Source organism: Azonexus sp. GW821-FHT04F04, from assembly GCF_059420025.1.
Genome location: NZ_JBWKSX010000001.1, coordinates 16,387 through 40,252, shown reverse-complemented (window position 1 = coordinate 40,252; position 23,866 = coordinate 16,387). Strand labels below are relative to the sequence as shown.

At 61.8% G+C, this 23,866-nt stretch carries 23 protein-coding genes and 1 tRNA gene; 19 read left to right on the top strand and 5 right to left on the bottom strand.

Features of this window, described 5'->3' with window-relative positions:
• The first annotated feature begins 103 nt into the window (after nucleotides 1-103).
• From AC07TV_RS00210 to AC07TV_RS00140, 15 genes are all read left to right on the top strand, one after another.
• Nucleotides 104-1,432 (top strand): restriction endonuclease subunit S, encoded by a 1,329-nt coding sequence (locus AC07TV_RS00210; protein WP_494646380.1) that lies wholly within the window; start codon nucleotides 104-106, stop codon nucleotides 1,430-1,432.
• Nucleotides 1,429-2,883, top strand: a complete 1,455-nt coding sequence (locus AC07TV_RS00205; RefSeq protein ID WP_494646379.1) for an ATP-binding protein — start codon at nucleotides 1,429-1,431, stop codon at nucleotides 2,881-2,883. Before AC07TV_RS00210 ends, AC07TV_RS00205 begins: the two co-directional genes overlap by 4 nt.
• A gap of 261 nt (nucleotides 2,884-3,144) precedes the next feature.
• Entirely contained in the window at nucleotides 3,145-4,626 is a 1,482-nt protein-coding gene (locus AC07TV_RS00200; protein WP_494646378.1) for a class I SAM-dependent DNA methyltransferase, read from the top strand.
• Between the two features lie 9 nt (nucleotides 4,627-4,635).
• Nucleotides 4,636-4,989 carry a DsrE/DsrF/TusD sulfur relay family protein gene (locus AC07TV_RS00195; RefSeq protein WP_226496735.1) on the top strand — a complete coding sequence of 118 codons (354 nt, stop codon included), beginning with the start codon at nucleotides 4,636-4,638 and terminating at the stop codon, nucleotides 4,987-4,989.
• 266 nt (nucleotides 4,990-5,255) lie between these two features.
• On the top strand, nucleotides 5,256-8,321 hold the full coding sequence (gene fdnG, locus AC07TV_RS00190) for a formate dehydrogenase-N subunit alpha (protein ID WP_494646377.1): 3,066 nt from the start codon (nucleotides 5,256-5,258) through the stop codon (nucleotides 8,319-8,321).
• Between the two features lie 12 nt (nucleotides 8,322-8,333).
• Nucleotides 8,334-9,221, top strand: coding sequence for a formate dehydrogenase subunit beta (gene fdxH, locus AC07TV_RS00185; RefSeq protein WP_494646376.1), 888 nt, complete (start codon nucleotides 8,334-8,336; stop codon nucleotides 9,219-9,221).
• On the top strand, nucleotides 9,218-9,838 hold the full coding sequence (locus AC07TV_RS00180) for a formate dehydrogenase subunit gamma (RefSeq protein WP_494646375.1): 621 nt from the start codon (nucleotides 9,218-9,220) through the stop codon (nucleotides 9,836-9,838). The genes fdxH and AC07TV_RS00180 overlap by 4 nt, the downstream gene beginning before the upstream one ends.
• A 178-nt stretch (nucleotides 9,839-10,016) precedes the next feature.
• Entirely contained in the window at nucleotides 10,017-10,922 is a 906-nt protein-coding gene (gene fdhE / locus AC07TV_RS00175; RefSeq protein WP_494646374.1) for a formate dehydrogenase accessory protein FdhE, read from the top strand.
• 41 nt (nucleotides 10,923-10,963) lie between these two features.
• Nucleotides 10,964-12,367 carry an L-seryl-tRNA(Sec) selenium transferase gene (gene selA, locus AC07TV_RS00170; protein WP_494646373.1) on the top strand — a complete coding sequence of 468 codons (1,404 nt, stop codon included), beginning with the start codon at nucleotides 10,964-10,966 and terminating at the stop codon, nucleotides 12,365-12,367.
• Between the two features lie 19 nt (nucleotides 12,368-12,386).
• Nucleotides 12,387-12,944 carry an NAD(P)H-dependent oxidoreductase gene (locus AC07TV_RS00165; RefSeq protein ID WP_494646372.1) on the top strand — a complete coding sequence of 186 codons (558 nt, stop codon included), beginning with the start codon at nucleotides 12,387-12,389 and terminating at the stop codon, nucleotides 12,942-12,944.
• Complete coding sequence (locus AC07TV_RS00160; protein ID WP_494646371.1) at nucleotides 12,945-13,421, top strand: MOSC domain-containing protein; 477 nt, start codon at nucleotides 12,945-12,947, stop codon at nucleotides 13,419-13,421.
• Complete coding sequence (selB, locus tag AC07TV_RS00155; RefSeq protein ID WP_494646370.1) at nucleotides 13,418-15,295, top strand: selenocysteine-specific translation elongation factor; 1,878 nt, start codon at nucleotides 13,418-13,420, stop codon at nucleotides 15,293-15,295. The genes AC07TV_RS00160 and selB overlap by 4 nt, the downstream gene beginning before the upstream one ends.
• A 5-nt stretch (nucleotides 15,296-15,300) precedes the next feature.
• Nucleotides 15,301-15,396: transfer RNA gene (locus AC07TV_RS00150), tRNA-Sec, on the top strand.
• A 123-nt stretch (nucleotides 15,397-15,519) separates the two neighbouring features.
• The gene (locus AC07TV_RS00145; RefSeq protein ID WP_494646369.1) at nucleotides 15,520-15,954 is read left to right on the top strand and encodes a glycine cleavage system protein H; all 435 of its coding nucleotides are present in this window, start codon (nucleotides 15,520-15,522) and stop codon (nucleotides 15,952-15,954) included.
• On the top strand, nucleotides 15,947-16,321 hold the full coding sequence (locus AC07TV_RS00140) for a DsrE family protein (RefSeq protein ID WP_494646368.1): 375 nt from the start codon (nucleotides 15,947-15,949) through the stop codon (nucleotides 16,319-16,321). Before AC07TV_RS00145 ends, AC07TV_RS00140 begins: the two co-directional genes overlap by 8 nt.
• Before the next feature lie 7 nt (nucleotides 16,322-16,328).
• Here the strand turns inward: AC07TV_RS00140 and bamE are convergent, their stop codons facing one another.
• A complete protein-coding gene (gene bamE, locus AC07TV_RS00135; RefSeq protein ID WP_494646367.1) occupies nucleotides 16,329-16,820 on the bottom strand; it encodes an outer membrane protein assembly factor BamE domain-containing protein in 492 nt (163 codons plus the stop codon).
• 89 nt (nucleotides 16,821-16,909) lie between these two features.
• On the opposite strand from bamE, the gene AC07TV_RS00130 reads away from it, so the two are divergent.
• Nucleotides 16,910-17,302 carry a rhodanese-like domain-containing protein gene (locus AC07TV_RS00130; protein WP_494646366.1) on the top strand — a complete coding sequence of 131 codons (393 nt, stop codon included), beginning with the start codon at nucleotides 16,910-16,912 and terminating at the stop codon, nucleotides 17,300-17,302.
• Here AC07TV_RS00130 and AC07TV_RS00125 read toward each other — a convergent pair.
• Genes AC07TV_RS00125 through AC07TV_RS00115 form a run of 3 tightly spaced genes read right to left on the bottom strand, consistent with a single transcriptional unit; the run spans nucleotide 17,282 to nucleotide 20,232 of the window.
• Nucleotides 17,282-18,487 carry a multidrug effflux MFS transporter gene (locus AC07TV_RS00125; protein WP_494646365.1) on the bottom strand — a complete coding sequence of 402 codons (1,206 nt, stop codon included), beginning with the start codon at nucleotides 18,485-18,487 and terminating at the stop codon, nucleotides 17,282-17,284. The two genes, AC07TV_RS00130 and AC07TV_RS00125, sit on opposite strands and share 21 nt — an antisense overlap.
• The gene (locus AC07TV_RS00120; RefSeq protein WP_494646364.1) at nucleotides 18,480-19,976 is read right to left on the bottom strand and encodes a YifB family Mg chelatase-like AAA ATPase; all 1,497 of its coding nucleotides are present in this window, start codon (nucleotides 19,974-19,976) and stop codon (nucleotides 18,480-18,482) included. The genes AC07TV_RS00125 and AC07TV_RS00120 overlap by 8 nt, the downstream gene beginning before the upstream one ends.
• 13 nt (nucleotides 19,977-19,989) lie before the next feature.
• Nucleotides 19,990-20,232: an accessory factor UbiK family protein gene (locus AC07TV_RS00115; protein ID WP_226403269.1), complete on the bottom strand. Its 243-nt coding sequence runs from the start codon at nucleotides 20,230-20,232 to the stop codon at nucleotides 19,990-19,992.
• Nucleotides 20,233-20,474: 242 nt separating this feature from the next.
• Between AC07TV_RS00115 and AC07TV_RS00110 the strand changes: the two genes are divergently transcribed.
• The 3 genes from AC07TV_RS00110 to AC07TV_RS00100 all read left to right on the top strand — a co-directional run bounded on the left by AC07TV_RS00110 (nucleotide 20,475) and on the right by AC07TV_RS00100 (nucleotide 23,179).
• The gene (locus AC07TV_RS00110) at nucleotides 20,475-21,245 is read left to right on the top strand and encodes a TorF family putative porin (protein WP_494646363.1); all 771 of its coding nucleotides are present in this window, start codon (nucleotides 20,475-20,477) and stop codon (nucleotides 21,243-21,245) included.
• A gap of 85 nt (nucleotides 21,246-21,330) precedes the next feature.
• Nucleotides 21,331-21,669, top strand: a complete 339-nt coding sequence (gene glnK, locus AC07TV_RS00105) for a P-II family nitrogen regulator (protein ID WP_226403271.1) — start codon at nucleotides 21,331-21,333, stop codon at nucleotides 21,667-21,669.
• Nucleotides 21,670-21,682: 13 nt separating this feature from the next.
• Nucleotides 21,683-23,179, top strand: a complete 1,497-nt coding sequence (locus AC07TV_RS00100) for an ammonium transporter (RefSeq protein ID WP_494646362.1) — start codon at nucleotides 21,683-21,685, stop codon at nucleotides 23,177-23,179.
• Between the two features lie 142 nt (nucleotides 23,180-23,321).
• On the opposite strand, the gene AC07TV_RS00095 is transcribed toward AC07TV_RS00100, so the two are convergent.
• Nucleotides 23,322-23,864: a hydrolase gene (locus AC07TV_RS00095; protein ID WP_494646361.1), complete on the bottom strand. Its 543-nt coding sequence runs from the start codon at nucleotides 23,862-23,864 to the stop codon at nucleotides 23,322-23,324.
• Nucleotides 23,865-23,866 lie beyond the last annotated feature (2 nt).

Here is a 23,866-nt window from a genome sequence, read left to right as displayed (position 1 = left end):
CGAGAGGGCTCTCCCGTCTGAGCTTCCCGATTTGCCATTTCTTGGAATGGACCACGTTGAGGCACAGACAACGCGAATCCTAGGCAGCGTCCCGGCTTCGAGCATGAAAAGCAGCGCCGCTCGGTTTTTTGCGGGTGATGTTTTGTACGGTCGTCTGCGGCCGTACTTGAACAAAGTTGCGCAACCGAATTTTCATGGGTTGGCATCAGCCGAATTCATTGTCTTTCCTGACACTGAGCTACTTCACAGCAAGTTTTTGCGTTTTCGACTAAACGCAGCGGATTTCGTGAGTTTCGCCAGCCATCTGAACGAAGGCGACCGACCCCGCGTCAATTTCGACCAGATTGGCGAGTTCGAGCTTTTGGTGCCACCACCAGCCGAACAACACCGCATCGTCGCCAAGATCGAGGAACTATTTTCCGAACTCGATCAGGGTGTGGCCAGCCTCAACACCGCCCGCGAACAGCTCAAGGTCTATCGCCAGTCGCTGCTCAAAAATGCCTTCGAAGGCAAGTTGACCGCAGCATGGCGCACCGCCCACCGCGACCAGCTCGAAACTGCCGCCGCCCTGCAACAACGCATCGCCCGCGAACGCCAAACCCGCTACCAGCAACAACTCGCCGACTGGCAAACCGCCGGCCAAGCAGGCCCCAAACCCAAACCCCCCAAGCCTCTGCCGCAGCTCACCGCCGATGAGCTCGTCGAGTTGCCAGAACTGCCAGCGGGTTGGGGGTGGGCAAAGAACCAAAACTATTTGTTTGAGGTGAAAGACGGCACTCACGACACTCCTTCCTACGTGGAGAATGGTGTGCCGTTTGTCACTCAGAAAAACATTCGCGACGGCAAACTAGACCTTGGCGATGTGTCGTTTATCTCGGAATGCGACCACCACTTATTTTTCAAAAGATCCAACGTTCAGCGTGGTGATGTAATTATTTCGATGATCGGACATGGTCGAGGTCAGTGCTGCGTCGTTGATACTGATCTGGTATTCAGCATCAAAAACGTTGGGCTTTTCAAATTCTTCGATCAGTTTCAATCCAACAAATTTCTTTGCTATTTCTACCAATCGAAAATCGGCCTCGATTTGGTCTTGGCTAAGTCAAAGGGTGGAGCGCAGCCATTTATTGGGCTAACAGAGTTAAGAAACTGGCCTGTACCGGTGTGTTCTTTGGAAGAGCAGATGGAAATCGCCCAAGAACTCGAATCCAAACTCTCCGAAGCTGACCAACTCGACCAAACCCTTGCCACCGCGCTGCAACAGGCCGACGCGCTGCGCCAGTCCATCTTGAAAAAGGCTTTCCACGGTCAACTGGAAAAACAGGCCAAAAACGAAGAACCCGCCACCGTCCTGCTCGAACGCATCCGTGCTGCACGGCTGTCGGCACCCGGCAAGAAGAAAACAATTTCAACAGCAGGAGCCACGCGATGAGCGCAGCCCGCGATATTGATCTGGTGAATGAACTCCGGGCCCAGCCCGACGAAATGGAGTGGCTGGAATTCAAGGCGAACAATGCCGATCCAGAGATGATTGGCTTGCGTTGTTCTGCGCTCTCCAACGCGGCCCGTATGGTGGGGCGGGAGGCAGCCTTCATGCTGTGGGGGATTGAGGACGGCAGCCATCGCGTGATTGGCACGGGTTTCCACCCCGAGTCGGAAAAAATGGGGAATCAACCCTTGCAGTTCTGGCTGGCTCAACGTTTGCAGCCGAGCATTGCTTTTGCCTTCAGGGAGGTCAGTCATCCTGAGGGACGGGTTGTTTTGCTGGAGATCCCGGCTGCAACCGGCGCGCCAGTCTGTTTCAACGGAACGCCCTACATCCGCATCGGTAGCGCGACGCCGAAGCTGACCGACTATCCCGAGCGCTACCAGACCCTGATCGATCGCATGCGTCCCTATCGCTGGGAGGGCGGCATCGCCCGCCAGTATGTTTCGGGCGACGATGTGCTGGCACTGCTGGACTATAGCCAGTATTTCCGTTTGACCAAGCAGCCGTTGCCGGATAACCGGCAGGGAATTTTCGAGAAGCTGGTGGCGGACCGGCTGGCGGTGAAGGATGTTGGTGAGCGGTGGAATATCACCAATCTCGGGGCCATTCTGTTTGCCAACCGTTTGTCGGAATTCGACGATGGCATTTCCCGCAAGGCGATCCGCTTTGTGGCCTACGAGGGGAAGACACGCGCAACGACAGTCAAGCATCGCCATGATGGGCAAAAAGGCTATGCGGTGGGGTTCGAGGGGCTGGTCGCTTACCTGAACGATCTGCAACCGAAGAATGAGCAGATCGGCGCGGCGCTGCGGGAATCGCATTCGATGTTCCCGGAGTTGGCGATACGAGAACTCGTCGCTAATGCCATGATTCACCAGGACATGACGATTACCGGAGCGGGGCCGCTGATCGAATTGTTTAGCGACCGCATTGAAATCAGCAATCCCGGCATCCCGCTGGTTCAACCCGACCGGATGGTCGATTTGCCACCACGTTCCCGCAACGAGGCGCTGGCCAGCTTGATGAGGCGGATGAGTTTTTGTGAGGAACAGGGGAGTGGTCTGGACAAGGTGATTGAGCTGGTCGAGTTGCACCAGCTTCCAGCGCCATGGTTTCGTGCCGAAAACCATGCCACGCAGGTCGTTTTGTATGGACCGCGGATGTTTGCCGACATGACGCCTGACGAGCGCGTCCGTGCTTGTTACTTCCATGCGGTGTTCAAGTTCCTGAGCGGCGACAAGATGAAAAACGCCACTCTATGTACCCGATTGGGCATTGCCAGCCGGAATGCGGCGCAGGCGAGCACGGTCATCAATAAGGCGCTGGAGGCTAATCTGATCAGGATTGCCGATCCGGAACACCCGCGAGGCGGGTATGTTCCGGGTTGGGCGTAGTTTCTTGATCCTGTTTTGATTCAGAGGGGTAGCGGGGCTAAGCAGACAGATGTCATCTTCAATAAAATCAATTTGTTAGGCCTATTATTGCTCCGTAAAACTCTTGATTACTGGCCAACAAGTGGGCGTTATCGCCTTTAACTTGGCGATACCTCAAGGGCGCCACTGGTATACCTCCACAGCTAAGCTCCTTTAACTCTGGAGGTTAGGCGCCATACCTCCAGAGCTTCCGCATCAAATTTGTTTGAAAGTCTTACCGAAATGAACGCAACCGCATCTATCGTCTCCCGCGTCTGGAGCTTCTGTACCACGCTGCGCGACGACGGGGTCAGCTATGGCGACTACCTCGAACAGCTGACTTACCTGATCTTCCTGAAAATGGCCGACGAGTACGGCCGGCCGCCGTACAGCCGCAAGATCGGTATTCCCGAAGGCCTCGGATGGGCCAGCCTGAAGGGCGCGCGCGGGGCGGCGCTGGAGGTGCATTACGTGACGGTGCTGCGCGAGCTGGGCAACAAGCCGGGCTTGCTCGGGCAGATTTTCACCAAGGCGCAGAACAAGATTCAGGACCCGGCCAAGCTGTCGCGGTTGATCGACATGGTCGATGAAACCAGTTGGGTGACGCTGGGGGCGGACGTCAAGGGCGACATTTACGAGGGGTTGCTGGAGCGCAACGCCGAGGATACGAAGTCGGGGGCGGGGCAGTATTTCACGCCACGGCCGTTAATTCGGGCGATGGTCGAGTGCATGCGGCCGCTGCCGAACAAGACGATTGCCGACCCGGCCTGTGGCACCGGCGGCTTTTTCCTCGCGGCCTACGATTTTCTGGTTGCCACGTATCCGGGCATGGACAGCGAGCAGCGGGCTTTCCTCAAGCACGACACTTTTTTTGGCAACGAGATCGTCGCCGGCACGCGCCGCCTGGCGCTGATGAACATGTTTCTGCACAACATCGGCGAGATCGACGGCGACAGCCCGATTTCGCCGAACGATGCGTTGGTTGCCGCGCCGGCGCAGACTTTCGATTACGTGCTGGCCAATCCGCCCTTCGGCAAGAAGAGCAGCATGAGCTTCACCAACGAGGAAGGCGAGCAGGAAACCGATGCGCTGACTTACAACCGCCAGGATTTCTGGGCGACGACCTCGAACAAGCAGCTTAATTTCGTGCAGCACATCAAGAGCCTGTTGAAGAGTACCGGCCGCGCTGCCGTGGTGGTGCCGGACAATGTGCTGTTCGAGGGCGGGGCGGGCGAGACGGTGCGCCGCAAGTTGCTTGAAACCACCGATTTGCACACCATCCTGCGCCTGCCGACGGGGATTTTCTACGCCAACGGCGTCAAGGCGAACGTGCTGTTCTTCGACAACCAGCCGGCCCGCAAGGAAGCGTGGACGCGCGAGGTTTGGGTGTACGACTACCGCACCAACATCCACCACACGCTGAAAAAGAAGCCTCTTCGCTACGGGGATCTGGCGGATTTCGTCACCTGCTATCAGCCGCACAATCGCCACGGTCGACAGGAAATTTGGCACGAAATTGAAAACCCGGAAGGCCGCTGGCGCAAGTTCAGCTATGAGCAGATCGTCGCCCGCGACAAGACCAGCCTGGATATTTTCTGGCTCAAGGACAAGAGCCTGGCTGACCTCGATAACCTGCCGGAGCCGGATGAGCTGGCTGGCGACATCATCGAAAACCTGGAGGCGGGGCTGAACAGCTTTCGCCTCATTGCCAATGCCTTGCAGTAAGGAGCTTCCATGCAAAACATCCTGATCATCATCAACGCCGCCCCCTACGGCAGCGAGCGCTGCCTGTCCGCTTTGCGTCTGGCCACGGCCTTGGCCGGTAGCGACGCCAAGCCGGCGGTGCGCATTTTCTTGATGTCCGACGCCACGGTGCTTGGTTTGCCGAACCAGATCGACGGCGCCGGCAATGGGCTGCAGGGCATGGTCGAGGGACTGGTCGGGCAGGGCGTCGACATTCGCCTGTGCCGGACTTGCGCGCTGGCCCGTGGGCTTGGCGAGTTGCCGCTGATTCCCGGCACATCTATCGGCACGCTGGTCGAGCTGGCCGAGGCGACGCTGGCGGCGGACAAGGTGATCACCTTCTGATTTGCGCCGGATGAGTATTTCAATTTTGGCCGCTATTTCCGGTTGACCGTGGGAATGGCCGGTTTCCGTCGTTGTCCGGAAGGCGTTGGCGCGGTTTGCGGGGCGGGACAAAATGTCCCACTCGCGGTGGCGATGGACAAAATGTCCCGGTTTTCTCCTTCCGTCTGAATCGCTGATTCCCCATCGTTCAATGACTTACGCCGATGGCACATTCGTTGCGATGTTTTCCCCTTGCGACATGGGGTCGCATGAGGAGGAAAAACACAATGAACATGAACAGGCGGCAGTTCTTCAAGGTCTGCTCCGCCGGGCTCAGTGGGTCATCCATCGCCTTGATGGGTTTCTCGCCGACCGCAGCCCAGGCGGAAGTACGCACCTTCAAGCTCGCCCGCGCCACCGAAACACGGAACATCTGTCCGTACTGCTCGGTGTCCTGCGGCGTGCTGATCTACTCGACAGGGGACAAGTCGAAAAACACCCCGGCCGAGATCATCCACATCGAAGGCGACCCGGATAATCCGGTCAATCGCGGCACCTTGTGCCCGAAGGGCGCCGGCCTGCGCGACATGGTGCAGAGCGCCAATCGCCTGAAGTGGCCGGAAGTGCGGGAGGCTGGCACGAACGAATGGAAGAAGATTTCCTGGCAGGAAGCCTTCGAGCGCATCGCCAAGCACATGAAGGCCGACCGCGACGCCAATTTCATGGCGCAGAACAAGGACGGCCAGACCGTCAACCGGTGGACCACGACCGGCTTCCTGGCCTCGTCTGCGGCGCAGAACGAAGCAGGCTACCTGACGGTCAAGACGCTTCGCGCACTCGGCATCACCGGTCTCGATACCCAGGCTCGCATTTGACACTCCCCTACGGTGGCCAGTCTGGCTCCGAGTTTTGGGCGTGGTGCGATGACCAACCACTGGGTGGACATCAAGAACGCTGATCTGGTTTTTGTCATGGGCGGCAATCCCGCTGAAGCGCATCCCTGCGGCTTCAAGTGGGCGATCGAAGCAAAGAAGACACGCAAGGCCAAACTGGTCGTCGTCGATCCGCGTTTCAACCGCACCGCATCCGTGGCCGACTATTACGCGCCGGTCCGATCCGGTACCGACATCGCCTTCCTCGGCGGCGTCATCAATTACCTGTTGTCGAACGACAAGATCCATCACGACTATGTGAAGGCGTATACCAACGCATCCTTCCTGATCGATGGCGGCTTTGGTTTCGAGGACGGCATCTTCACCGGTTACAACGAAGAGAAGCGCAGCTACGACAAGTCCACCTGGAAATACCAGATGGGCGAGGACGGCTTCGCCAAGGTCGATGAAACCCTGCAGGACCCGCGTTGCGCCTTTCAATTGATGAAAGCGCACTATGCCCGCTACACGCCGGAGATGGTGAGCAAGATCTGCGGCACGCCGAAGGAGGCCTTCCTCAAGGTCTGCGAATACATCGCCGCGACGGCAGCGCCGGACAAGACGATGACCAGCCTCTACGCGCTGGGCTGGACCGAGCATTCGGTCGGTTCGCAGAACATCCGCTGCATGGCGATCATCCAGCAACTGCTCGGCAACATGGGCATGGCGGGTGGCGGCATCGGCGCGCTGCGTGGTCATGCCAACGTCCAGGGCATCACCGACATGTGCCTGTACGCGCAGAACCTGCCGGGTTACCTGAAGGCGCCGACCGACGCCGACAAGGACCGCGAGACCTATCTGGCAGCGCGCACGCCCAAGCCCTTGCGGCCGGGCCAGATGAACTTCCCGCAGAACTTCCCCAAGTGGTTTACCAGCCTGTGCAAGGCCTGGTGGGGCGATGCGGCAACCAAGGAGAACGGCTTCGCCTACGACTACCTGCCCAAGCTGGGCGGCGCGTCCGACACGCTGTCGATCTTCAATGCGATGTACGAAGGCAAGATCAACGGCTTCTTCTGTCAGGGCTTCAACCCGCTGGCCTCGGTGCCGAACAAGAAGAAGGTCGGTGACGGCTTGGCCAAGCTCAAGTGGCTGGTCATCATGGACCCGCTGGCGACCGACACTTCCGAGTTCTGGAAGCCGCATGGCGAGTTCAACGATGTGAAGCCGGCCGAGATTCAGACCGAAGTCTTCCGCCTCCCAACCTCGCTGTTCGCCGAAACCGCCGGCACCTTCACCAACTCCGGCCGCGTCATCCAGTGGCGCTGGAAGGCGGCGGATGCGCCGGGCGACTCGAAGGACGACACCGAAATCATGGCGACGCTTTTCCTGAAGTTGAAGGAAATGTATGCCAAGGATGGCGGTGCCTTCCCCGACCCGATCCTCAAGCTGACCTGGGCCTACAACCAGCCGACCAAGCCGTCGCCGGAGGAACTCCTGCGCGAAATCAACGGCAAGGCGCTGGCCGACGTGCTCGACCCGAAGGATCCGACCAAGGTTCTGGTCAAGGCTGGCGAGCAATTGCCGAGCTTTGCCATGCTGCGTGACGACGGTTCGACGAGTTGCGGCAACTGGATCTATTCCGGGGTCTGGTCGCAGGCCGGCAACAACTCGGCGCGGCGCGACAACAGTGATCCGTCCGGCCTCGGCCAGACGCTGAACTGGGGCTTCGCCTGGCCGGTCAATCGGCGCATCCTCTACAACCGTGCCTCGGCCGACCTGGCCGGCAAGCCGTGGGATGCGAAGCGGACGGTGCTCAAGTGGGCCGGCGACAAGTGGGCCGGCAACGACGTGCCCGACATGCGCCCCGATGCCGCACCCGACCAGAACGTCATGCCCTTCATCATGAATCCCGAAGGCGTGGCCCGTCTGTTTGCCCGCGACATGATGGCCGAAGGACCGTTCCCCGAGCACTACGAGCCGTTCGAAAGCCCGCTCGAAGCCAATCCGATGCACCCGAAGAACCCCAAGGCCAAGTCCAATCCGGCCGCCCGGGTGTACAAGGGCGACATGGAAGCGTTCGGCACGGCCAAGGACTTCCCGTACGTGGCAACCACCTACCGCCTGACCGAGCATTTCCACTACTGGACCAAGCAGAGCCGCATCAACGCGATCATGCAGCCGGAACAGTTTGTCGAAATCGGCGAGGAGCTGGCCAAGGAGAAGGGCATCGTGGCCGGCGACAAGGTCAAGGTGCGCTCCAACCGCGGCTTCATCAAGGCCGTGGCGGTGGTCACCAAGCGGATCAAGGCGCTCGAGGTCGATGGCCGGAAAGTGCACACGGTCGGCATTCCCATCCACTTCGGTTTCAAGGGGGCGACGAAGCCTGGCTTCCTCACCAACACCCTGACGCCGTTCGTCGGCGACGCCAACGTCCAGACGCCTGAGTTCAAGGCGTTCCTGGTCGCCGTCGAGAAAATCTAAGGGAGAGCTGACATGGCACTGCAATCGCTAGACATCAAACAGCGCTCCGCGACGACGACACCCTCCACGCAAGTGCGGGAAACCATCGAAATCGCCAAGCTTATCGACGTATCCGCCTGTATCGGCTGCAAGGCGTGTCAGGTCGCCTGTTCGGAGTGGAACGACATCCGCGACGAAGTCGGCAACTGCCACGGCGTCTACGACAACCCGATGGACCTGACGGCGAAATCGTGGACGGTGATGCGTTTTACCGAGGTCGAGCAGAACAACAAGCTCGAGTGGCTGATCCGCAAGGACGGCTGCATGCACTGCGCCGACCCCGGCTGCCTCAAGGCCTGCCCGGCCCCGGGCGCGATCATCCAGTACAGCAACGGCATTGTGGATTTCCATCAGGAAAACTGCATCGGCTGCGGCTACTGCGTCACCGGCTGTCCGTTCAACGTCCCCCGCATCTCGAAGGAGGACAGCAAGGCCTACAAGTGCTCGCTGTGTTCCGACCGGGTGGCCGTCAACCAGGCTCCGGCCTGTGCCAAGGCCTGCCCGACTGGCGCGATCCAGTTCGGCAGCAAGGAGGACATGAAGGACTACGCGGCCAAGCGCGTCACCGACCTCAAGGAACGTGGCTACGATCAGGCTGGTTTGTACGACCCGCAAGGGGTGGGCGGCACGCACGTCATGTACGTACTGCACCACGCCGACAAGCCCGACCTCTATGCCGGCCTGCCGGCCAATCCGTCGATCAGCCCGCTGGTCTCGCTGTGGAAGGGCTTCGCCAAGCCATTGGCAACGCTGGCCATGGGGGCGGTGGCGCTGGGTAGCCTGTTCCATTACGTGACCAAGGGTCCGAACGAGGTCTCGAAAGAGATCGAGGACGAGATCGAGAAGGAGGATGCAAAATGATCCGCGACCCGAAAGACCTCAAGCGCTACGAGCCCAGGGAAAGGGCCAATCACTGGGTGGTGGGCATCAGCTTCATCCTGCTCGCCCTCTCCGGTCTGGCCTTCTTCCACCCGGCGTTTTTCCCACTGACGCAGTTGTTCGGCGGGCCGACCTGGGCACGCATCATCCACCCCTACCTCGGGGTGCTGATGGCGCTGTCCTTCCTGGCTCTCTTTTTCCGCTTCAAGCATCTCAACAAGATGACGCCGGCGGATAAGGAATGGCTGAGCAAGGCCAAGCAGATGGTGGACGGCGACGACCACAACATGCCGGAGCAGGGCAAGTACAACGGCGGCCAGAAAGTCATGTTCTGGGCGATGGCCATCTGCATGCTGCTCATGACGGTATCGGGCTTGTTCATCTGGCGCGCCTGGTTCGGCTTCGACATCACGCTCGTCCGCATGGGCGCCGTGGTGCACGCTGCTGCGGGCGCCGTCATCATCGGTCTGATCATGGTTCACGTTTATGCCGCTATCTGGGTCAAGGGCACCATCCGCGCCATGTGGTACGGCACGGTGACCCGGGGCTGGGCCAAGCAGCATCACCGTGGCTGGTACCGTCAGATGACTGGCAAATAACGAATGGCCGGGCTTGCAGGCTCGGCGTTGCGCCCGCTGGCCGTACCAAGTGTACTGTCTGCGCGGGCGCGCCTTGATCCTGCGGCGCCCGGTCATTTGCCGGAACGATTTAGCTTTACCTTGCGTTTAGGGGGCTCTGCGGAGCAATGTTCCGCAACCCCCATTTTTTTGAGCTGACATGCAGACCCAAATAATCGATTTCCATCCGCCAGCCGAAGAAGCCGCACCGATTCTGCTGCCGGTGACCACCACCCTGTTTGCCGACCGGGCCGACCGCTTCGCTGCGTTGGCCAGCGGCCACAGCCTTGGCGACTGGCTGGATTTTCTTGGCCAGTTGAGCCGGGCCCAGCACACAGCCCTGAAAACCTTGCCGGTGCTGCCACTGCCCGATGCCGCAAGGCTCGAACAGGCGCGCACCCACGGCATGCCCCCGTTGAATCTCGCCGTTCGCCCGAGCGCCTGGCGTGACGCCCTGCGTCAGATCATTCGCGAACTGGACAAAGATGCACCGGAAGGTGCCCGCAATTCGCTCGATGCATTGCTCGCCGCTGACGACACCTGGCTCGACAAGCTGGCCGATGCGCTGCTGAGCGGCGAGATCGAAGCCGGCGACGCGGCCGAACTGCCCTTTGTCGCGGCCGCCCTGCAGGTCGTCTTCACCCAGCTGGCCAGCCAGCTCGATGCCAGCCAGCTGCAAAAACTCGACGCCCACGGCGTCTGCCCGTGCTGCGGCAGCCCGGCGGTGGCCAGCGTCGTGCGCCTCGGCGCCGCCATCAACAACCTGCGCTACCTGCATTGCAGCCTGTGCAACACCGAATGGAACGTGCCGCGCGCTACCTGCACGGCCTGCGACACCGACAAGGAAGTCGCCCTGCACGAGGTCGACGGTTCGAAGGGCGCCGTCCGCGCCGAAACCTGCGACGCCTGCAAGAGCTACCTGAAAATCGTCTATCAGGAGAAAGACCCGCACGTCGACCCGGTGGCCGACGACCTCGCCACGCTGGCCCTCGACATGCTGGTCGACGAAGCCGGTTACGAGCGCTCCGGCCCGAATCTGCTGCTGATCGGCGCGTATAGCGGCTAAAGCCATTTGATTAACCTTTCTGCCCGGTCCGGGTGAAAGCCATGAACGAAAAAAGACACCTTCCTGCGGTCGACCGCGTTTTAGGGCAAATTCCTGAATTAATCGAAGTGCACGGCCGCCAGCTGGTCACCGGTTGCGTCCGGGCCGAACTGGCCGCCGCCCGCGAGGGCCTCAAACATGGCCTGCCGCTGCCCGACGAAAACAGTCTGTTATCAGCCATCCGCCGCCGCGCCGACGACGCCGGCCGGGCCAATCTGCGTCCCGTCTTCAACCTGACCGGCACCGTGCTCCACACCAACCTTGGCCGCGCCCAACTGGCCGAAGAGGCCATCGCTGCCATGGTCGACGCCGCCCGTTCGCCCTGCGCGCTGGAATACGACCTGGCCTCCGGCGGGCGTGGCGACCGCGACGATCTGGTCTCCGGCCTGCTGGCTGAACTGATCGCCGGCGGCTCGCCCGACATCGCCGCGACCATCGTCAACAATAACGCCGCCGCCGTGCTGCTGACGCTCAACGCGCTGGCCCAGGGCAAGGAGGCCGTGGTGTCGCGCGGTGAACTGGTCGAGATCGGCGGCGCTTTCCGCATCCCCGACGTGATGCGTCGGGCGCAGGTCAAGCTGCATGAAATCGGCACGACCAACCGCACCCACGCCAAGGATTTTCAGGAAGCCATCGGCCCGAAAACCGCGCTGCTCATGAAAATCCACACGAGCAATTACGCCGTCACCGGCTTCACGGCGGCGGTCGACGAAAAAGTCATTGCCGGGATCGCCCACACCGCCGGCCTGCCTTTCGTCATCGACCTCGGCAGCGGCACGCTGTGCGACTTCGCCGCCCACGGCCTGCCGGCCGAGCCGACGCCGCAGCAGGCGCTGGCGGCGGGGGCGGACATCGTCACCTTCTCCGGCGACAAGCTGCTCGGCGGTCCGCAGGCCGGGCTCATCGTTGGCCGCAAGGACTTGATCGCGAAGATCAAGAAGAACCCGCTCAAACGCGCCCTGCGTGTCGGCAAGACGACCCTGGCGGCGCTCGAAGCGACACTGCGTCTGTACCGCGACCCGGATCGCCTGGCCGAACGCCTGCCGACCTTGCGTCTGCTGACCCGGCCTGTCTCGGAAATCAGCGCGCTGGCCGAGCGCGTGCTTCTGCCCGTGCAGGCGGCCATCGGCGAACTGGCGACGGTCAGTGTTGAAGCCTGCAGCAGCCAGATCGGTAGCGGCGCCTTGCCGGTCGAACGCCTGCGGTCGGCGGCGCTGGTCGTCCGGCCCAATTTCAAAAAAGCCGGAAAATTCCTGTTGACCGTGGAATCCGCCTTCCGCAGCCTGCCGACGCCGGTCATCGGCTACATCCGCGACGATGCCTATCATCTCGACCTGCGTTGCCTCGAAGCGAAGGATGAAGCCCGCTTCGTGGCGCAACTGGCCCGGCTAGAATTCCAGCTTTAGCCAAAACCCAGGGTCTTCCATGCATAAATTCCTCTTCCTCAATGCCAGTACCCGCGAACCGGGCCACATCGGCAACAGCGAAACCCTGGCCCGTCGTGCCGCCGCCGCTCTGTCGGCTGATACCAAGCAAACCTGGGTCAAGCTGGCCGACCTGGAACTGCCGCCTTTCGTCGATCTGCGCCATACCGCCGGCACCTATCCGATGCCGATGGCCGACGCCAAGTCCCTGCTCGACGCCACGCTGGCGGCCACCGACCTGGTTTTCGTCTCGCCGGTCTACTGGTTCTCGATCCCGTCGCCGCTGAAAACCTATCTCGACAACTGGAGCGCCTGGCTGCGCGTCCCCGGCCTCGATTTCAAGGAAGCGATGGTCGGCAAGCGCCTGTGGGTCATCGCCACCAGCGGCAACCGCGAAAAGGCCCAGCCGATGCTCGACAGCTATCGCCTGTGCGCCGAATTCCTTGGCATGCAATGGCAGGAACCGCTTTGGGGCAAAGGCGGGGCGCCGGATGCGGTGCTCGCCGATGGCGAAGCGATGGCTGCGGCGATCCGCTATTTTTCGGGGCAGCCGGCCTAGATGGTCGTCCAACGCCTTTTCCTCAGCCCCTCCCGCGGCGAAACGCAGCGGGAATGCCGGCAGCTTGAGTTGCTGGCCGGGCAGGGCGTGCTTGGCGACCGCCATTTCGCCAAGGCGAACTGGGCCGGTCAGCAATTGACGCTGGTCGAGGCCGAGGAAATCGAGCGTTTCTGCGCCCATACCGGGCGTGCCAACGATCTGTCGCTGACCCGCCGCAATGTCGTGACGCGCGGTATCCGCCTGAACGGGCTGGTCGGCCGGCAGTTCCGCCTCGGCGGCTGCCTGCTGATTGGCGTCGAAACCTGCGAACCCTGCCGCACGCTGGGCCAGAGGCTGGCTAACGAAACCCTGTCGGCGCCCGAAGTCGTCAAATACTGGCTCGGTCGCGGCGGGTTGCGCGCCAATGTGCTCGCCTCCGGCTGTCTGGCCTGTGGCGATACGTTCACGCTGATCGAACCCGGCGAGGGCGCTGCATGATCATCGGCACCGCCGGCCACATCGACCACGGCAAAACCACGCTGGTCAAAGCCCTGACCGGCGTCGACTGCGACCGCCTGAAGGAAGAGAAGGCGCGTGGCATCACTGTCGACCTTGGCTACGCCTACACCGAAAAGCTCGGTTTCATCGACGTGCCCGGCCATGAAAAGCTCATCCACAACATGCTGGCTGGCGCCACCGGCATCGATTTCGCGCTGCTGGTGATTGCCGCCGACGACGGGCCGATGCCGCAGACCCGCGAGCATCTGGAAATCGTCGAACTGCTCGGCATCCAGCGCGGCGCGGTGGCGCTGACCAAAATCGACGTTGCCACGGTCAACCGGAAAAATGAGGCAAAAACGGAAATTGCCGAATTGCTTGCCGGCACCGCGCTGGCCGACGCGCCGATCTTTCCGGTCGCTGCCGTCAGCGGCGACGGCATCGCCGAGTTGCGCGCCCATCTCGAAACTGCTGCGGCGGAGCAGGGCGAGCGGCAGAGCGCCGGCGGCTTCCGCCTCGCCATCGACCGCTGCTTCACCCTGTCCGGCGCCGGTACCGTCGTCACCGGCACAGCCTTCGCCGGTTCGGTCAAGGTCGGCGATCAGTTAATCCTCACGCCACCCAACAAGCCCGTCCGCGTGCGCAGCCTGCGCGTCCAGGATGCGCCGGCCGAATCCGGCCACGCCGGGCAGCGCATCGCGCTGGCGCTCTCCGGCGTTGAAAAATCCGAAGTCGAACGCGGCCAGTGGATCGTCGCGCCCGGGCTGCACGCCTCGGTCCGCCGCTTCGATGCCAGGATCCGCGTCCTCTCCGGCCAGCCGGCGCTCAAGCACTGGACGCAGGTGCACCTCCACCTCGGCGCCGAAGACGTCCCGGCCCGCATCGGCTTGCTCGGTGCCGACGAGATCGCGCCGGGATGTGAAAATTGGGCCCAAATTGCCGTTGACCGTGAAATCGGCGCGCTGGCCGGCGACCGCTTCATCCTGCGCGACGCCGCGGCCCGCCACACCATCGGCGGCGGCATCGTGCTCGACATCTTCCCGCCCAGCCGCAAGAAGAGCAGCCCGGAACGCCTGGCCATGCTCGCCGCACTGGCCGACGCCAACCCGGCGACGGCGCTACAACTGGCCGCCGAACAACAGCCGGCCGGCGTCGACCTCGCCACCCACGCCCTCAACCGCAATCTCGACGCTGGCACGCTCGGAGCGCTGTGCCAGCAACTGAAGCTCGAAGTCGTCGGCGCCACCGCCTTCGCCCCGAGTCGCTGGCAGGAACTCGAAGCCCGCCTGCTCGCCGCCATCGCCGCCGAGCACGAGCGCGCCCCCGACCTCACCGGCGTCGAACGCGACCGCCTGCGCCGCCTGACCCTGCCGACGCTGTCCCGCCCGGCTTTCGACGCACTGCTCGCCACGCCGCTGGCCGATGGCCGCATCGCCCAGACCAACGCCTGGCTGCACTTGCCGGAACATCGCGTCCAGCTCGCTGTGGCCGACCGCGAGCTGTGGCAGACCTTGAAACAGCTGCTCTCCGCCGAACCCTACGCTCCGCCGCGCGTGCGCGACATCGCCAAGGCCAGCGGCACCGGGGAAGACACCGTGCGCAACTTGTTCAAACGCATCGCCCGCCACGGCGACGCCTGGCCGGTGGCGCACGACCATTTCTTTACCGCCGAAGCCGTCGCCGAACTGGCCCGCAAAGTCGCGGCACTGAACCAACGCGACGGCTGCGCCCGCGCTGCCAGCCTGCGTGACGAGATCGGCGGCGGCCGCAAGGTGGCCATCCACATCCTCGAATTCTTCGACCGCATCGGCTACACTCGCCGCGTGCGCGATACCCATGTTTTACGGGGCTCGCCGGAGCAATTCGGATCATGAACAACGGAAGAGATCGTTCCCCGGTGGGACGGCCGGTCTTCAAAACCGGCAGGACCTGTCAAACAGGTTTGGGTAGGTTCGACTCCTGCTCTCTTCCGCCAGCTATCGTTTGCATTGCATCCATGACTTTGTCGACTTCGCCTCGTCGTGCAATAGCACTGCCTTCGGCTCGTCTTCGCGTCCTGAATGCAATGCAAACGTAGCCCATTTCTCAAACGTTCGACATGGCCCACACTCCCTTCACCGGCACCATCCCCGACGACCGCCTCTACTGCCCGCGCCACGACATGTGGGTGCAGGAAACTGTTGACGGCGAAGTGCTGATCGGCGCGACCAGTTTCGGGATTTTTCTGGCTGGCGAGATCATCGCCTTCACCAGCAAACCGAAGGGGGCGGCGGTGGAGATCGGGCGGGGAATGGGAACGGTGGAGTGCCGCAAGACGGTGCTGGCGGTGCATGCGCCGGTGTCTTTTGTCTTGCTCGAAGGCAACGACGCGGCCGAGGAGCGGCCCAAGCTGGTCAATCTTGAACCGTATGGCAAGGGCTGGATGGCGCGGGCCCGGCCGACGCGCTGGGCCGAGGAAATGCTGACGCTGGTCGATGCGGCTGTCTATCGCCAGCACATTTTGAAGATTGAACCGGAGGCGAGCTTTGGATGACAAACTGGCCTTCCTGATCTGGGCGGCGACGCCCGATCATCCCGAACTGGCCGTTACGCCGCTGATCCACGCGCTGGCGGCGCGGGCGCTCGATGCCGAGGTCGAAATCCACTTTGCCGGGCCGGCCGTGCGCTGGCTGGTCGACGGCGTCGCCGATGCTGCCTACGCCACGCCGGACAGGGAAAAGTCGATCGGCGATTTTCTCCGTGAAGTGCAGCAGGAAGGCGTCATGCTTTACGCCTGCGGCATGGCGCAGGCGCAGTGGGTGAATGCAGGGGAAAGCCTGCTGGTCGGCTGCCGCCATGCCGGGGCGACGGCGTTTGTCGTCCGCGGGCTCGATCCCGAGTGGCGGACGCTGACTTACTGAACCTGAATCAACCCTTGGGCTGGACGCGGCTGGAGGTTTTCTTGACGCCGCCGTGCTCGGTGTCGAAATGCACCATGAAGTAGGTTTCCTCGGTCGACGGGATGCCCTCGACGCGCCATTCCCAGATTTCCTCGCGCAGGTTGTCAAAGACTTGCTTCGTAGCCGGGGCGCCGAACAGGCGGCGGATGTCGTCCTTGCTCATGCCGACGCGGACCTTGCCGTAGTTGGCCTCGTTGAGCACCTGTTCGATCTTGCTGATCACCTGATTGCTGCCGAAGGTGATCATGTAGCAGTGGGTGCCATTCGGTTGCCGGGCGTATTCCCAGGTTGCCGTGCCGTCGTTGTTCCAGTGCACGAAGCCCGGGTCGCCCATGCGGGCGCGGACTTCGGCCTGCGTTGTGATGCCCGGCTTCATTTCCTGCATGTTGACGTAGTCGCAGCCGGGCAGGGCGGCGATGAGGGCCGTCGCGGCGGTCGTGATCCAGGCGGGAAGTTTCATGCGGGCTCCGATGGGGCGGTTCGATCAGGTTGTCGCTTTGCGCGGCTTGCTTTCATAATATCGGACTACCCTAATTTTCGGATATGCCGATGCTGCATCTCGACCCTCTCGCCGCCCACGCCCTGCTTCAGGAGAACCCTGAAGCCGTGCTCATCGATTGCCGGACGGAAATCGAGCACATGTACGTCGGCCACCCGGCCGGCGCCGAGCATGTCGCCTGGCAGGAAGGGCCGGACTGGGAGATCGATCCGGAATTCACCGACAAGGTCAAACGGATCGTGCGCAACAAGCTGGACCGGCCGGTGCTGATCATCTGCCGCAGCGGCCAGCGTTCGATCCATGCTGGTGATGCCCTCGAGACGGCGGGCTTCACCCAGGTCATCAACGTTCTCGAAGGTTTCGAAGGGCCACTCGACGAGAACTATCACCGCGGCACGCTGGCTGGCTGGCGCTTTCGCGGGCTACCCTGGTTTCAGACGTAGGCGCTGGTGGAGCAGGGCGGCGATGCCGCCAACCAGAAGCAGCCCGGCCATGCCGAACGCCATGGTCAGGGTCGAGCCCCACAGGGCGGGGGCGATGAGGGCCGCAGAAATACTGTTGAAACCTGACTGGAAGAAAGTCTGGCAGGAGGCAGCAAGGCCGCGTTGGGCTGGAAAAGGGTCGAGGGCGAAAAGGGTCAGGCTGGGCATGGCCAGCGACATCCCCGTCGTGTAGACAAAGATCGGCATGACGCTCCACGGCAGCCCCGGTGGCAGCACGAGATTGATGATCAGGTTGAAGGTTGCGGCGCCGCCCATGACCATGTAACCGAGCAGGATGGTCCGACTCGGCGATATCTTGCCGGCCAGGCGTCCAGACAGCCACGAACCGCAGATCATGCCACCCATGGCCGGGCCGAACAGCCAGAGAAATCCGGTTTCCGGGACGCCGAGATGGGTCATCAAAAAGACCGGTGCCGACAGCACGTAGACGAAGAATCCGGCGAAATTGAGTGACACTGCCGCGCAGACAAACAGGAAGGCGGGCGAAGTCATGACCTTCCAGTAGGTCGCGCCGAGGTAGGCTGGGCGTAGCGACTGGCGTTTTTCCGGGGGCAGGGTTTCCGGCAGCAGTTTCCAGCAGGCCAGCCACAATGCTGCGGTCGACACGACCAGAAAGGCAAAAACCGAACGCCAGCCAAAGAACATCTGCAGCCAGCCACCGATCACCGGGGCGATGGCCGGGGCCAGCGCAAACATCATGGTGATCTGCGACATCAGTCGCTGGGCTTGGGCGCCGTCGAACAGGTCGCGGACGATGGCGCGGCCGATGACGATGCCGGCGCCGGCGGTGATGCCCTGCATCGCCCGCCAGAACCACAGGTGCTCGATGCGCGTGGCCAGCGTGCAACCGGCCGAGGCGACGGCGAACAGGCCAACGGCAACAAGAATTACGTTGCGCCGGCCGAAGCGGTCGGCAATGGCGCCATGCCATAGGGTCATGACGGCGAACGAGAGCAGATAAATGGACAGCGTCTGCTGCACTTCCAACTGCGTGGCGTTGAGCTTTTCGGCGATCTCAGGGAAGGACGGTAGGTAGGCGTCGATGGAAAACGGCCCGAGCGCCGCCAGCGATGCCAGCAAAATGGCGATGCCGCGCGTCTCGCGCCGGGTCTGCTGCTCAGCCACGGGCGAAACGTCGATACTGGATGGCCTCGGCGACGTGGGCGGCGCGGATGTCGTCGCTGGCGGCCAGGTCAGCAATGGTCCGCGCGACTTTGAGAATGCGGTGCCAGGCGCGGGCCGACAGGTCGAGCTGGGTCGTCGCCTGTTGCAGCAACTTGTTGCCGGTGGCGTCCGGCTGGCAGCCGGCATCGACTTCCTTGGTGCTCAGGCGGGCATTCGGTTTCTGTTGCCGGGCGTGCTGGCGATCCTGGGCTCGCTCGACGCGGGCGCGAACGGTGGCTGACGATTCGCCATCGGTCTTGCCGGCCAGGCTTTCGGCCAACAGGGCGGGAACCTCGATGATCAGGTCGATGCGGTCGAGGAAAGGGCCGGAAAGCTTGCCACGATAACGGGCGATCTGATCGGGCGTACAACGGCATTTGCCTTTCGACGAGCCGTGATGCCCGCATGGGCACGGATTCATCGCCGCGATGAGCTGGAATTCGGCCGGAAACTCGGCTTGCCGGGCGGCGCGGGCAATATGGACGCGGCCGGATTCGAGCGGTTCGCGCAGTGTTTCGAGCACTTTTCGGTCAAATTCCGGGAGCTCATCCAAAAATAAAATTCCCTGATGCGCCAGACTGATTTCACCGGGTCGCGGTGGATTACCGCCGCCGACCAGCGCCACGGCCGAGGCGGTGTGGTGCGGTTGTCTGTACGGGCGAACGCCGAAGGCTTCCGGCCGAAACTGGCCGACCAGCGACAGCACGGCAGCCGAGGCCTTGGCCGCTTCGCCCTGCAGTGCCGGCATGAGGCCGGGCAGGCGGGCAGCGAGCATGGATTTGCCCGAGCCAGGCGGCCCGACCATCAATAAGGAATGGTTGCCTGCCGCAGCAATCTCCAGCGCCCGCTTGGCTTGCGACTGGCCGCGAACCTCGGCAAGGTCTGCGAAAATTGGCTGATTTTCCGGGTTGACCGTGGCAATCGCCTGCGGCAGCGTCTCGCGCTCGGCGAGGTGGGCGCAGACGTCGAGCAGCGAACGGGCCGAGAGTATTTCATTGCTGCCGATCAGCGCCGCTTCACGGGCGCTCGCTTCGGGAAGGATGAAATGCTTGCCATGGCCGGCCGTCTGCAGGGCCATGGCCAGCGCGCCACGAATCGGGCGCAGTTCGCCGGACAGCGACAGTTCCCCGGCAAATTCGTAGTCGGCCAGATGCTTGCCGGGAATCTGCCCGCTGGCGGCGAGGATGCCGAGCGCGATGGGCAGATCGAAACGACCGGACTCCTTGGGCAGGTCGGCGGGCGCCAGGTTGACCGTAATTCGTTTGGACGGAAATTCGAAGCCGGAATTGACGATGGCGGCGCGAACGCGGTCGCGTGCTTCCTTGACTTCGGTGTCCGGCAAGCCGACGAGGGTGAAGCTCGGCAGGCCACTTGCCAGATGAGCCTCGACCGTCACCGGCGGCGCGTTCAGGCCATCCAGTCCTCGACTGTGCGCGATGGCCAGTGCCATGCCGGTAGCCGGGCTACTGGCCCGAGCGGGATTTTTCCAGCGCGTCGACGCGAGCTTCGAGATCCTTGAGCTTTTCGCGGGTACGGGCCAGAACTTGCGCCTGAACGTCGAATTCTTCGCGGGTCACCAAATCGAGTTTTGAGAAAAAGCCGCTCATCACCATCTTGGCGTTTTTTTCGATGTCCTTGGCCGGCGAATTGGCCAGCAGGGCGCTGATCTTGGCGCCGAATTCTTCCAGTGTCTTGGGGTCGAGCATGATGTCCTCCGTGAGGTTTTCAGTTTAACACAGTGGAATTATTGCGGTTTTTGACGGCTGCTCACCTGTGGTGCGTAACGTTCTGTAACCGCACTGTAATGGTGCGACAGGATGGTGCGTGATCCGGTTGGAAGTGGGCAATCCTTTGATTTCGATCAAAAAAATGCCCTGGCACGCCTTCTGCTATTGCTGTATTGCACAAAATTCTTTTTTCACTTTAATCAATCTGTAGGAGAGAAAACATGAAGAAGTCACTAATCGCCCTGGCTCTCGTTAGCGCCTTTGCCGCACCGGCCTTCGCTGAAGAAGCTGCACCGGCCTCTGACCATACCGTTACCGGCAACATCGCTGTCGTCAGCAACTACATTTTCCGCGGCATCAGCCAGTCCCAGAACAAGCCGGCCCTGCAAGGCGGTTTCGACTACGCGCACTCCAGCGGTGTGTATGCCGGTTTCTGGGCCTCCAACGTTGGTTGGGTGGATGCTGGTGGCTACAAGGCTAACAATAGCCTTGAAACTGACTTCTACGCTGGTTTCAAGGGCAGCTTCGCTGAAGATTTCACCTTCGATGTCGGCGCCATCAAGTACTACTACCCGGGTACGGCAGTTGCTGGCAAGGTGACGCCGGATACCATCGAAGGGTATGTCGCGATCGGCTGGAAGTTCGTGACTCTGAAGTACAGCCACACCCTGTCAGAGTACATGGTTGCATGGGGTGACCAGAACACCAGCACCCGCAACAGTAACTATCTCGACCTGTCCGCCAACTATGATCTGGGTAATGGCTGGGGTGTCAACGCCCACGTAGGCCGCCAGGAAATCCGGCGTGTTGCTGAAGCCTCGTACACCGACTGGAAACTGGGCGTGACGAAGGATATCGGCTACGGCGTTGTTGGCTTGGCTTATTCGGATACCGATGCTCCGAGCTGCAACAAGGACGCCGTTACCTATTGCTGGGGCGGCAAGAGCGTCGCTAACCCAACCGCCATCCTGTCCTTCACCAAGACTTTCTAAGCAAGCTTAAAACCTCCCCCGCTTGTGCACCGGCCGGCGCCGGCGGGGGAATTACAAGTCTCAACTTTCTGGGGAACTAGCCATCATGAAATTCGTTACCGCCATCATCAAGCCGTTCAAGCTTGACGAAGTGCGTGAAGCGTTGTCCGCCATCGGCGTGCAAGGCATCACGGTCACTGAAGTGAAAGGTTTCGGCCGGCAGAAGGGCCATACCGAGCTGTATCGGGGCGCCGAGTATGTCGTCGATTTCCTGCCCAAGGTAAAGATCGAAGCTGCCGTCAAGGCTGAGCAGCTGGATCAGATCATCGAAGCCATCGAAAAATCGGCCAGCACCGGCAAGATCGGTGACGGCAAGATCTTCGTCTTCGACGTCGAGCAGGTCATTCGTATCCGGACCGGTGAAACCGGTACCGATGCCCTCTAAGGAGCCACAAATCATGAAACGTCTATTTGCATTGCTGGCTCTGGTCGGTGCCGTCGGTTTCGGCGCTCCGGTCTGGGCTGAAGAAAAGGCTGCGGCGCCTGAAGCTGCCGTTGCCACCGCGCCGGCTGCTGCTCCGGCTGCCGCCGCCCCCGCTGCTGCTGAAGCCACGCCGGCTGAAGCTGCCCCGGCCGCTGCTCCGCTGGTTGCCAACAAGGGCGACAACGCCTGGGTGATGGTCTGTGCCGCTCTGGTCATCCTGATGTCGATCCCCGGCCTGGCCCTGTTCTACGGCGGTCTGGTGCGCACTAAGAACATGCTGTCGGTGCTCATGCAGGTCTTCGTCACCTTCTCGCTGATCTCGGTTCTCTGGGTGATCTACGGCTACTCCGCCGCCTTCACCGAAGGTAACGAGTTCTTCGGCGTCCTCGACAAGCTCTTCCTGAAGGGTGTCACGATCGAATCGGTTGGCGCGACCTTCTCCAAGGGGGTCGTCATCTCCGAACTGGCCTTCGTGATCTTCCAGGGCGCTTTCGCTGCCATTACCTGCGGGCTGATCGTCGGTGCCTTTGCTGAGCGTGCCAAGTTCTCCGCTGTGCTGGTCTTCATGGTCATCTGGTTCACGCTGTCCTACATCCCGATGGCACACATGGTCTGGTACTGGGCGGGTCCTGATGCCTACATCGATGCTGCTGCTGGCGAAGCTGCCGGCAAGACGGCTGGCTTCCTGTTCCAGAAGGGCGCGCTCGACTTCGCCGGCGGTACCGTTGTGCATATCAACGCCGCTGTTGCCGGTCTGGTCGGTGCCTACATGGTTGGCAAGCGTACCGGCCTGGGCAACGTTTCGATGGCTCCGCACTCCCTGACCTTCACGATGATCGGTGCTTCCCTGCTATGGTTCGGCTGGTTCGGCTTCAACGCCGGTTCCGCCCTCGAAGCCTCCGGCGGTGCTGCTCTGGCCATGGTCAATACCTGGGTTGCTACTGCCTGTGCAGCGCTGTCCTGGATGTTCGCTGAATGGATCCTGAAGGGTAAGCCTTCCATGCTGGGTGCTGCTTCCGGTGCTGTTGCCGGTCTGGTGGCGATCACCCCGGCAGCCGGCTTCGTCGGTGTCATGGGCGCCATCATCATCGGTCTGCTGGCTGGCATCGTCTGCCTGTGGGGCGTCAATGGCCTGAAGAAGATGCTCGGTGCTGACGACTCCCTCGACGTCTTCGGCGTCCATGGTATCGGCGGCATCCTCGGTGCTGTCCTGACCGGTGTCTTCGTTGATCCGGCCCTCGGCGGCACGGGTGTCTATGACTACGTGGCCAACGCTGTTGCCCCGTTCGACATGACGACGCAAGTGATCAGCCAGCTGTGGGGTGTCGGTACCGTGGTCGTCTGGTCCGGTGTCGTTTCCCTGGTGGCTTACAAGCTGGTCGATATCGTTATCGGTCTGCGTGTGCCGGAAGAAGAAGAGCGTGAAGGTCTTGACCTCACCTCGCACGGCGAAACCGCTTACCACCACTAAGATTTATCTCTGTAGTCTCTCTCCCTTCGGGCACCCTCGGGTGCCCGTTTTTTTTTGCGGAGAAGCTTTTTGATTTTGGCTGTTTTTCCCGGTTGACCGTGGAATCGGCTATCCGGCTACGCTGTTCCGGCGGAACGCGGGCTTACTTGATCAGCGGCAGGAGCTGGCGGAAGTCGTCGGTGCCGGCCTGCTGTAGCCACTCGAAAAGCGCCATTTCAGTCGTGACGATTTGAACGCCACCGGTCCGCATCCGCTCGATGGCGGCGCTGCGGTTTTCCGGCGTCCGTGACGACGTCGCATCGGCAACCAGATAGACCTCGAAACCCGCAGCGAGCAGGCCGAAAGCCGTTTGCAGGACGCAAACATGCGTTTCCGTGCCGGTCAGCAGGACTTGCGGCCGCTTGGTGGCACGCAACAGATCGATGACGCCGGGTTCGGCTGCGCAGGAAAAATGCATTTTTTCGAAAAACCGGGCGTCGACCGCAGCAGTGCGGATGGCGTCGAGGCTGGGGCCGAGACCCTTGACGTATTGCTCGGAAACGAAGGCTGGCACGCCGAGTTGCCGCGCCCCTTCGAGCAGGCGAACCGAATTGGCGGTGACCCGCGCGCTATCGTGAATGGCTGGCGCCAGCTTTTGCTGGATATCGACGACGAGCAACAGCGAATCGGCGCGGCGAATCAGCATGG

Bases quoted from the DNA above. Each gene is read 5' to 3' on its own strand.
- AC07TV_RS00210 (WP_494646380.1), top strand. From the start codon at position 104: ATGAAAAGCAGCGCCGCTCGGTTTTTTGCGGGTGATGTTTTGTACGGT.
- AC07TV_RS00205 (WP_494646379.1), top strand. From the start codon at position 1,429: ATGAGCGCAGCCCGCGATATTGATCTGGTGAATGAACTCCGGGCCCAG.
- AC07TV_RS00200 (WP_494646378.1), top strand. From the start codon at position 3,145: ATGAACGCAACCGCATCTATCGTCTCCCGCGTCTGGAGCTTCTGTACC.
- AC07TV_RS00195 (WP_226496735.1), top strand. From the start codon at position 4,636: ATGCAAAACATCCTGATCATCATCAACGCCGCCCCCTACGGCAGCGAG.
- fdxH (WP_494646376.1), top strand. From the start codon at position 8,334: ATGGCACTGCAATCGCTAGACATCAAACAGCGCTCCGCGACGACGACA.
- AC07TV_RS00180 (WP_494646375.1), top strand. From the start codon at position 9,218: ATGATCCGCGACCCGAAAGACCTCAAGCGCTACGAGCCCAGGGAAAGG.
- fdhE (WP_494646374.1), top strand. From the start codon at position 10,017: ATGCAGACCCAAATAATCGATTTCCATCCGCCAGCCGAAGAAGCCGCA.
- selA (WP_494646373.1), top strand. From the start codon at position 10,964: ATGAACGAAAAAAGACACCTTCCTGCGGTCGACCGCGTTTTAGGGCAA.
- AC07TV_RS00165 (WP_494646372.1), top strand. From the start codon at position 12,387: ATGCATAAATTCCTCTTCCTCAATGCCAGTACCCGCGAACCGGGCCAC.
- AC07TV_RS00160 (WP_494646371.1), top strand. From the start codon at position 12,945: ATGGTCGTCCAACGCCTTTTCCTCAGCCCCTCCCGCGGCGAAACGCAG.
- selB (WP_494646370.1), top strand. From the start codon at position 13,418: ATGATCATCGGCACCGCCGGCCACATCGACCACGGCAAAACCACGCTG.
- AC07TV_RS00145 (WP_494646369.1), top strand. From the start codon at position 15,520: ATGGCCCACACTCCCTTCACCGGCACCATCCCCGACGACCGCCTCTAC.
- bamE (WP_494646367.1), bottom strand. From the start codon at position 16,820: ATGAAACTTCCCGCCTGGATCACGACCGCCGCGACGGCCCTCATCGCC.
- AC07TV_RS00130 (WP_494646366.1), top strand. From the start codon at position 16,910: ATGCTGCATCTCGACCCTCTCGCCGCCCACGCCCTGCTTCAGGAGAAC.
- AC07TV_RS00120 (WP_494646364.1), bottom strand. From the start codon at position 19,976: ATGGCACTGGCCATCGCGCACAGTCGAGGACTGGATGGCCTGAACGCG.
- AC07TV_RS00115 (WP_226403269.1), bottom strand. From the start codon at position 20,232: ATGCTCGACCCCAAGACACTGGAAGAATTCGGCGCCAAGATCAGCGCC.
- AC07TV_RS00110 (WP_494646363.1), top strand. From the start codon at position 20,475: ATGAAGAAGTCACTAATCGCCCTGGCTCTCGTTAGCGCCTTTGCCGCA.
- glnK (WP_226403271.1), top strand. From the start codon at position 21,331: ATGAAATTCGTTACCGCCATCATCAAGCCGTTCAAGCTTGACGAAGTG.
- AC07TV_RS00100 (WP_494646362.1), top strand. From the start codon at position 21,683: ATGAAACGTCTATTTGCATTGCTGGCTCTGGTCGGTGCCGTCGGTTTC.
- AC07TV_RS00095 (WP_494646361.1), bottom strand. From the start codon at position 23,864: ATGCTGATTCGCCGCGCCGATTCGCTGTTGCTCGTCGTCGATATCCAG.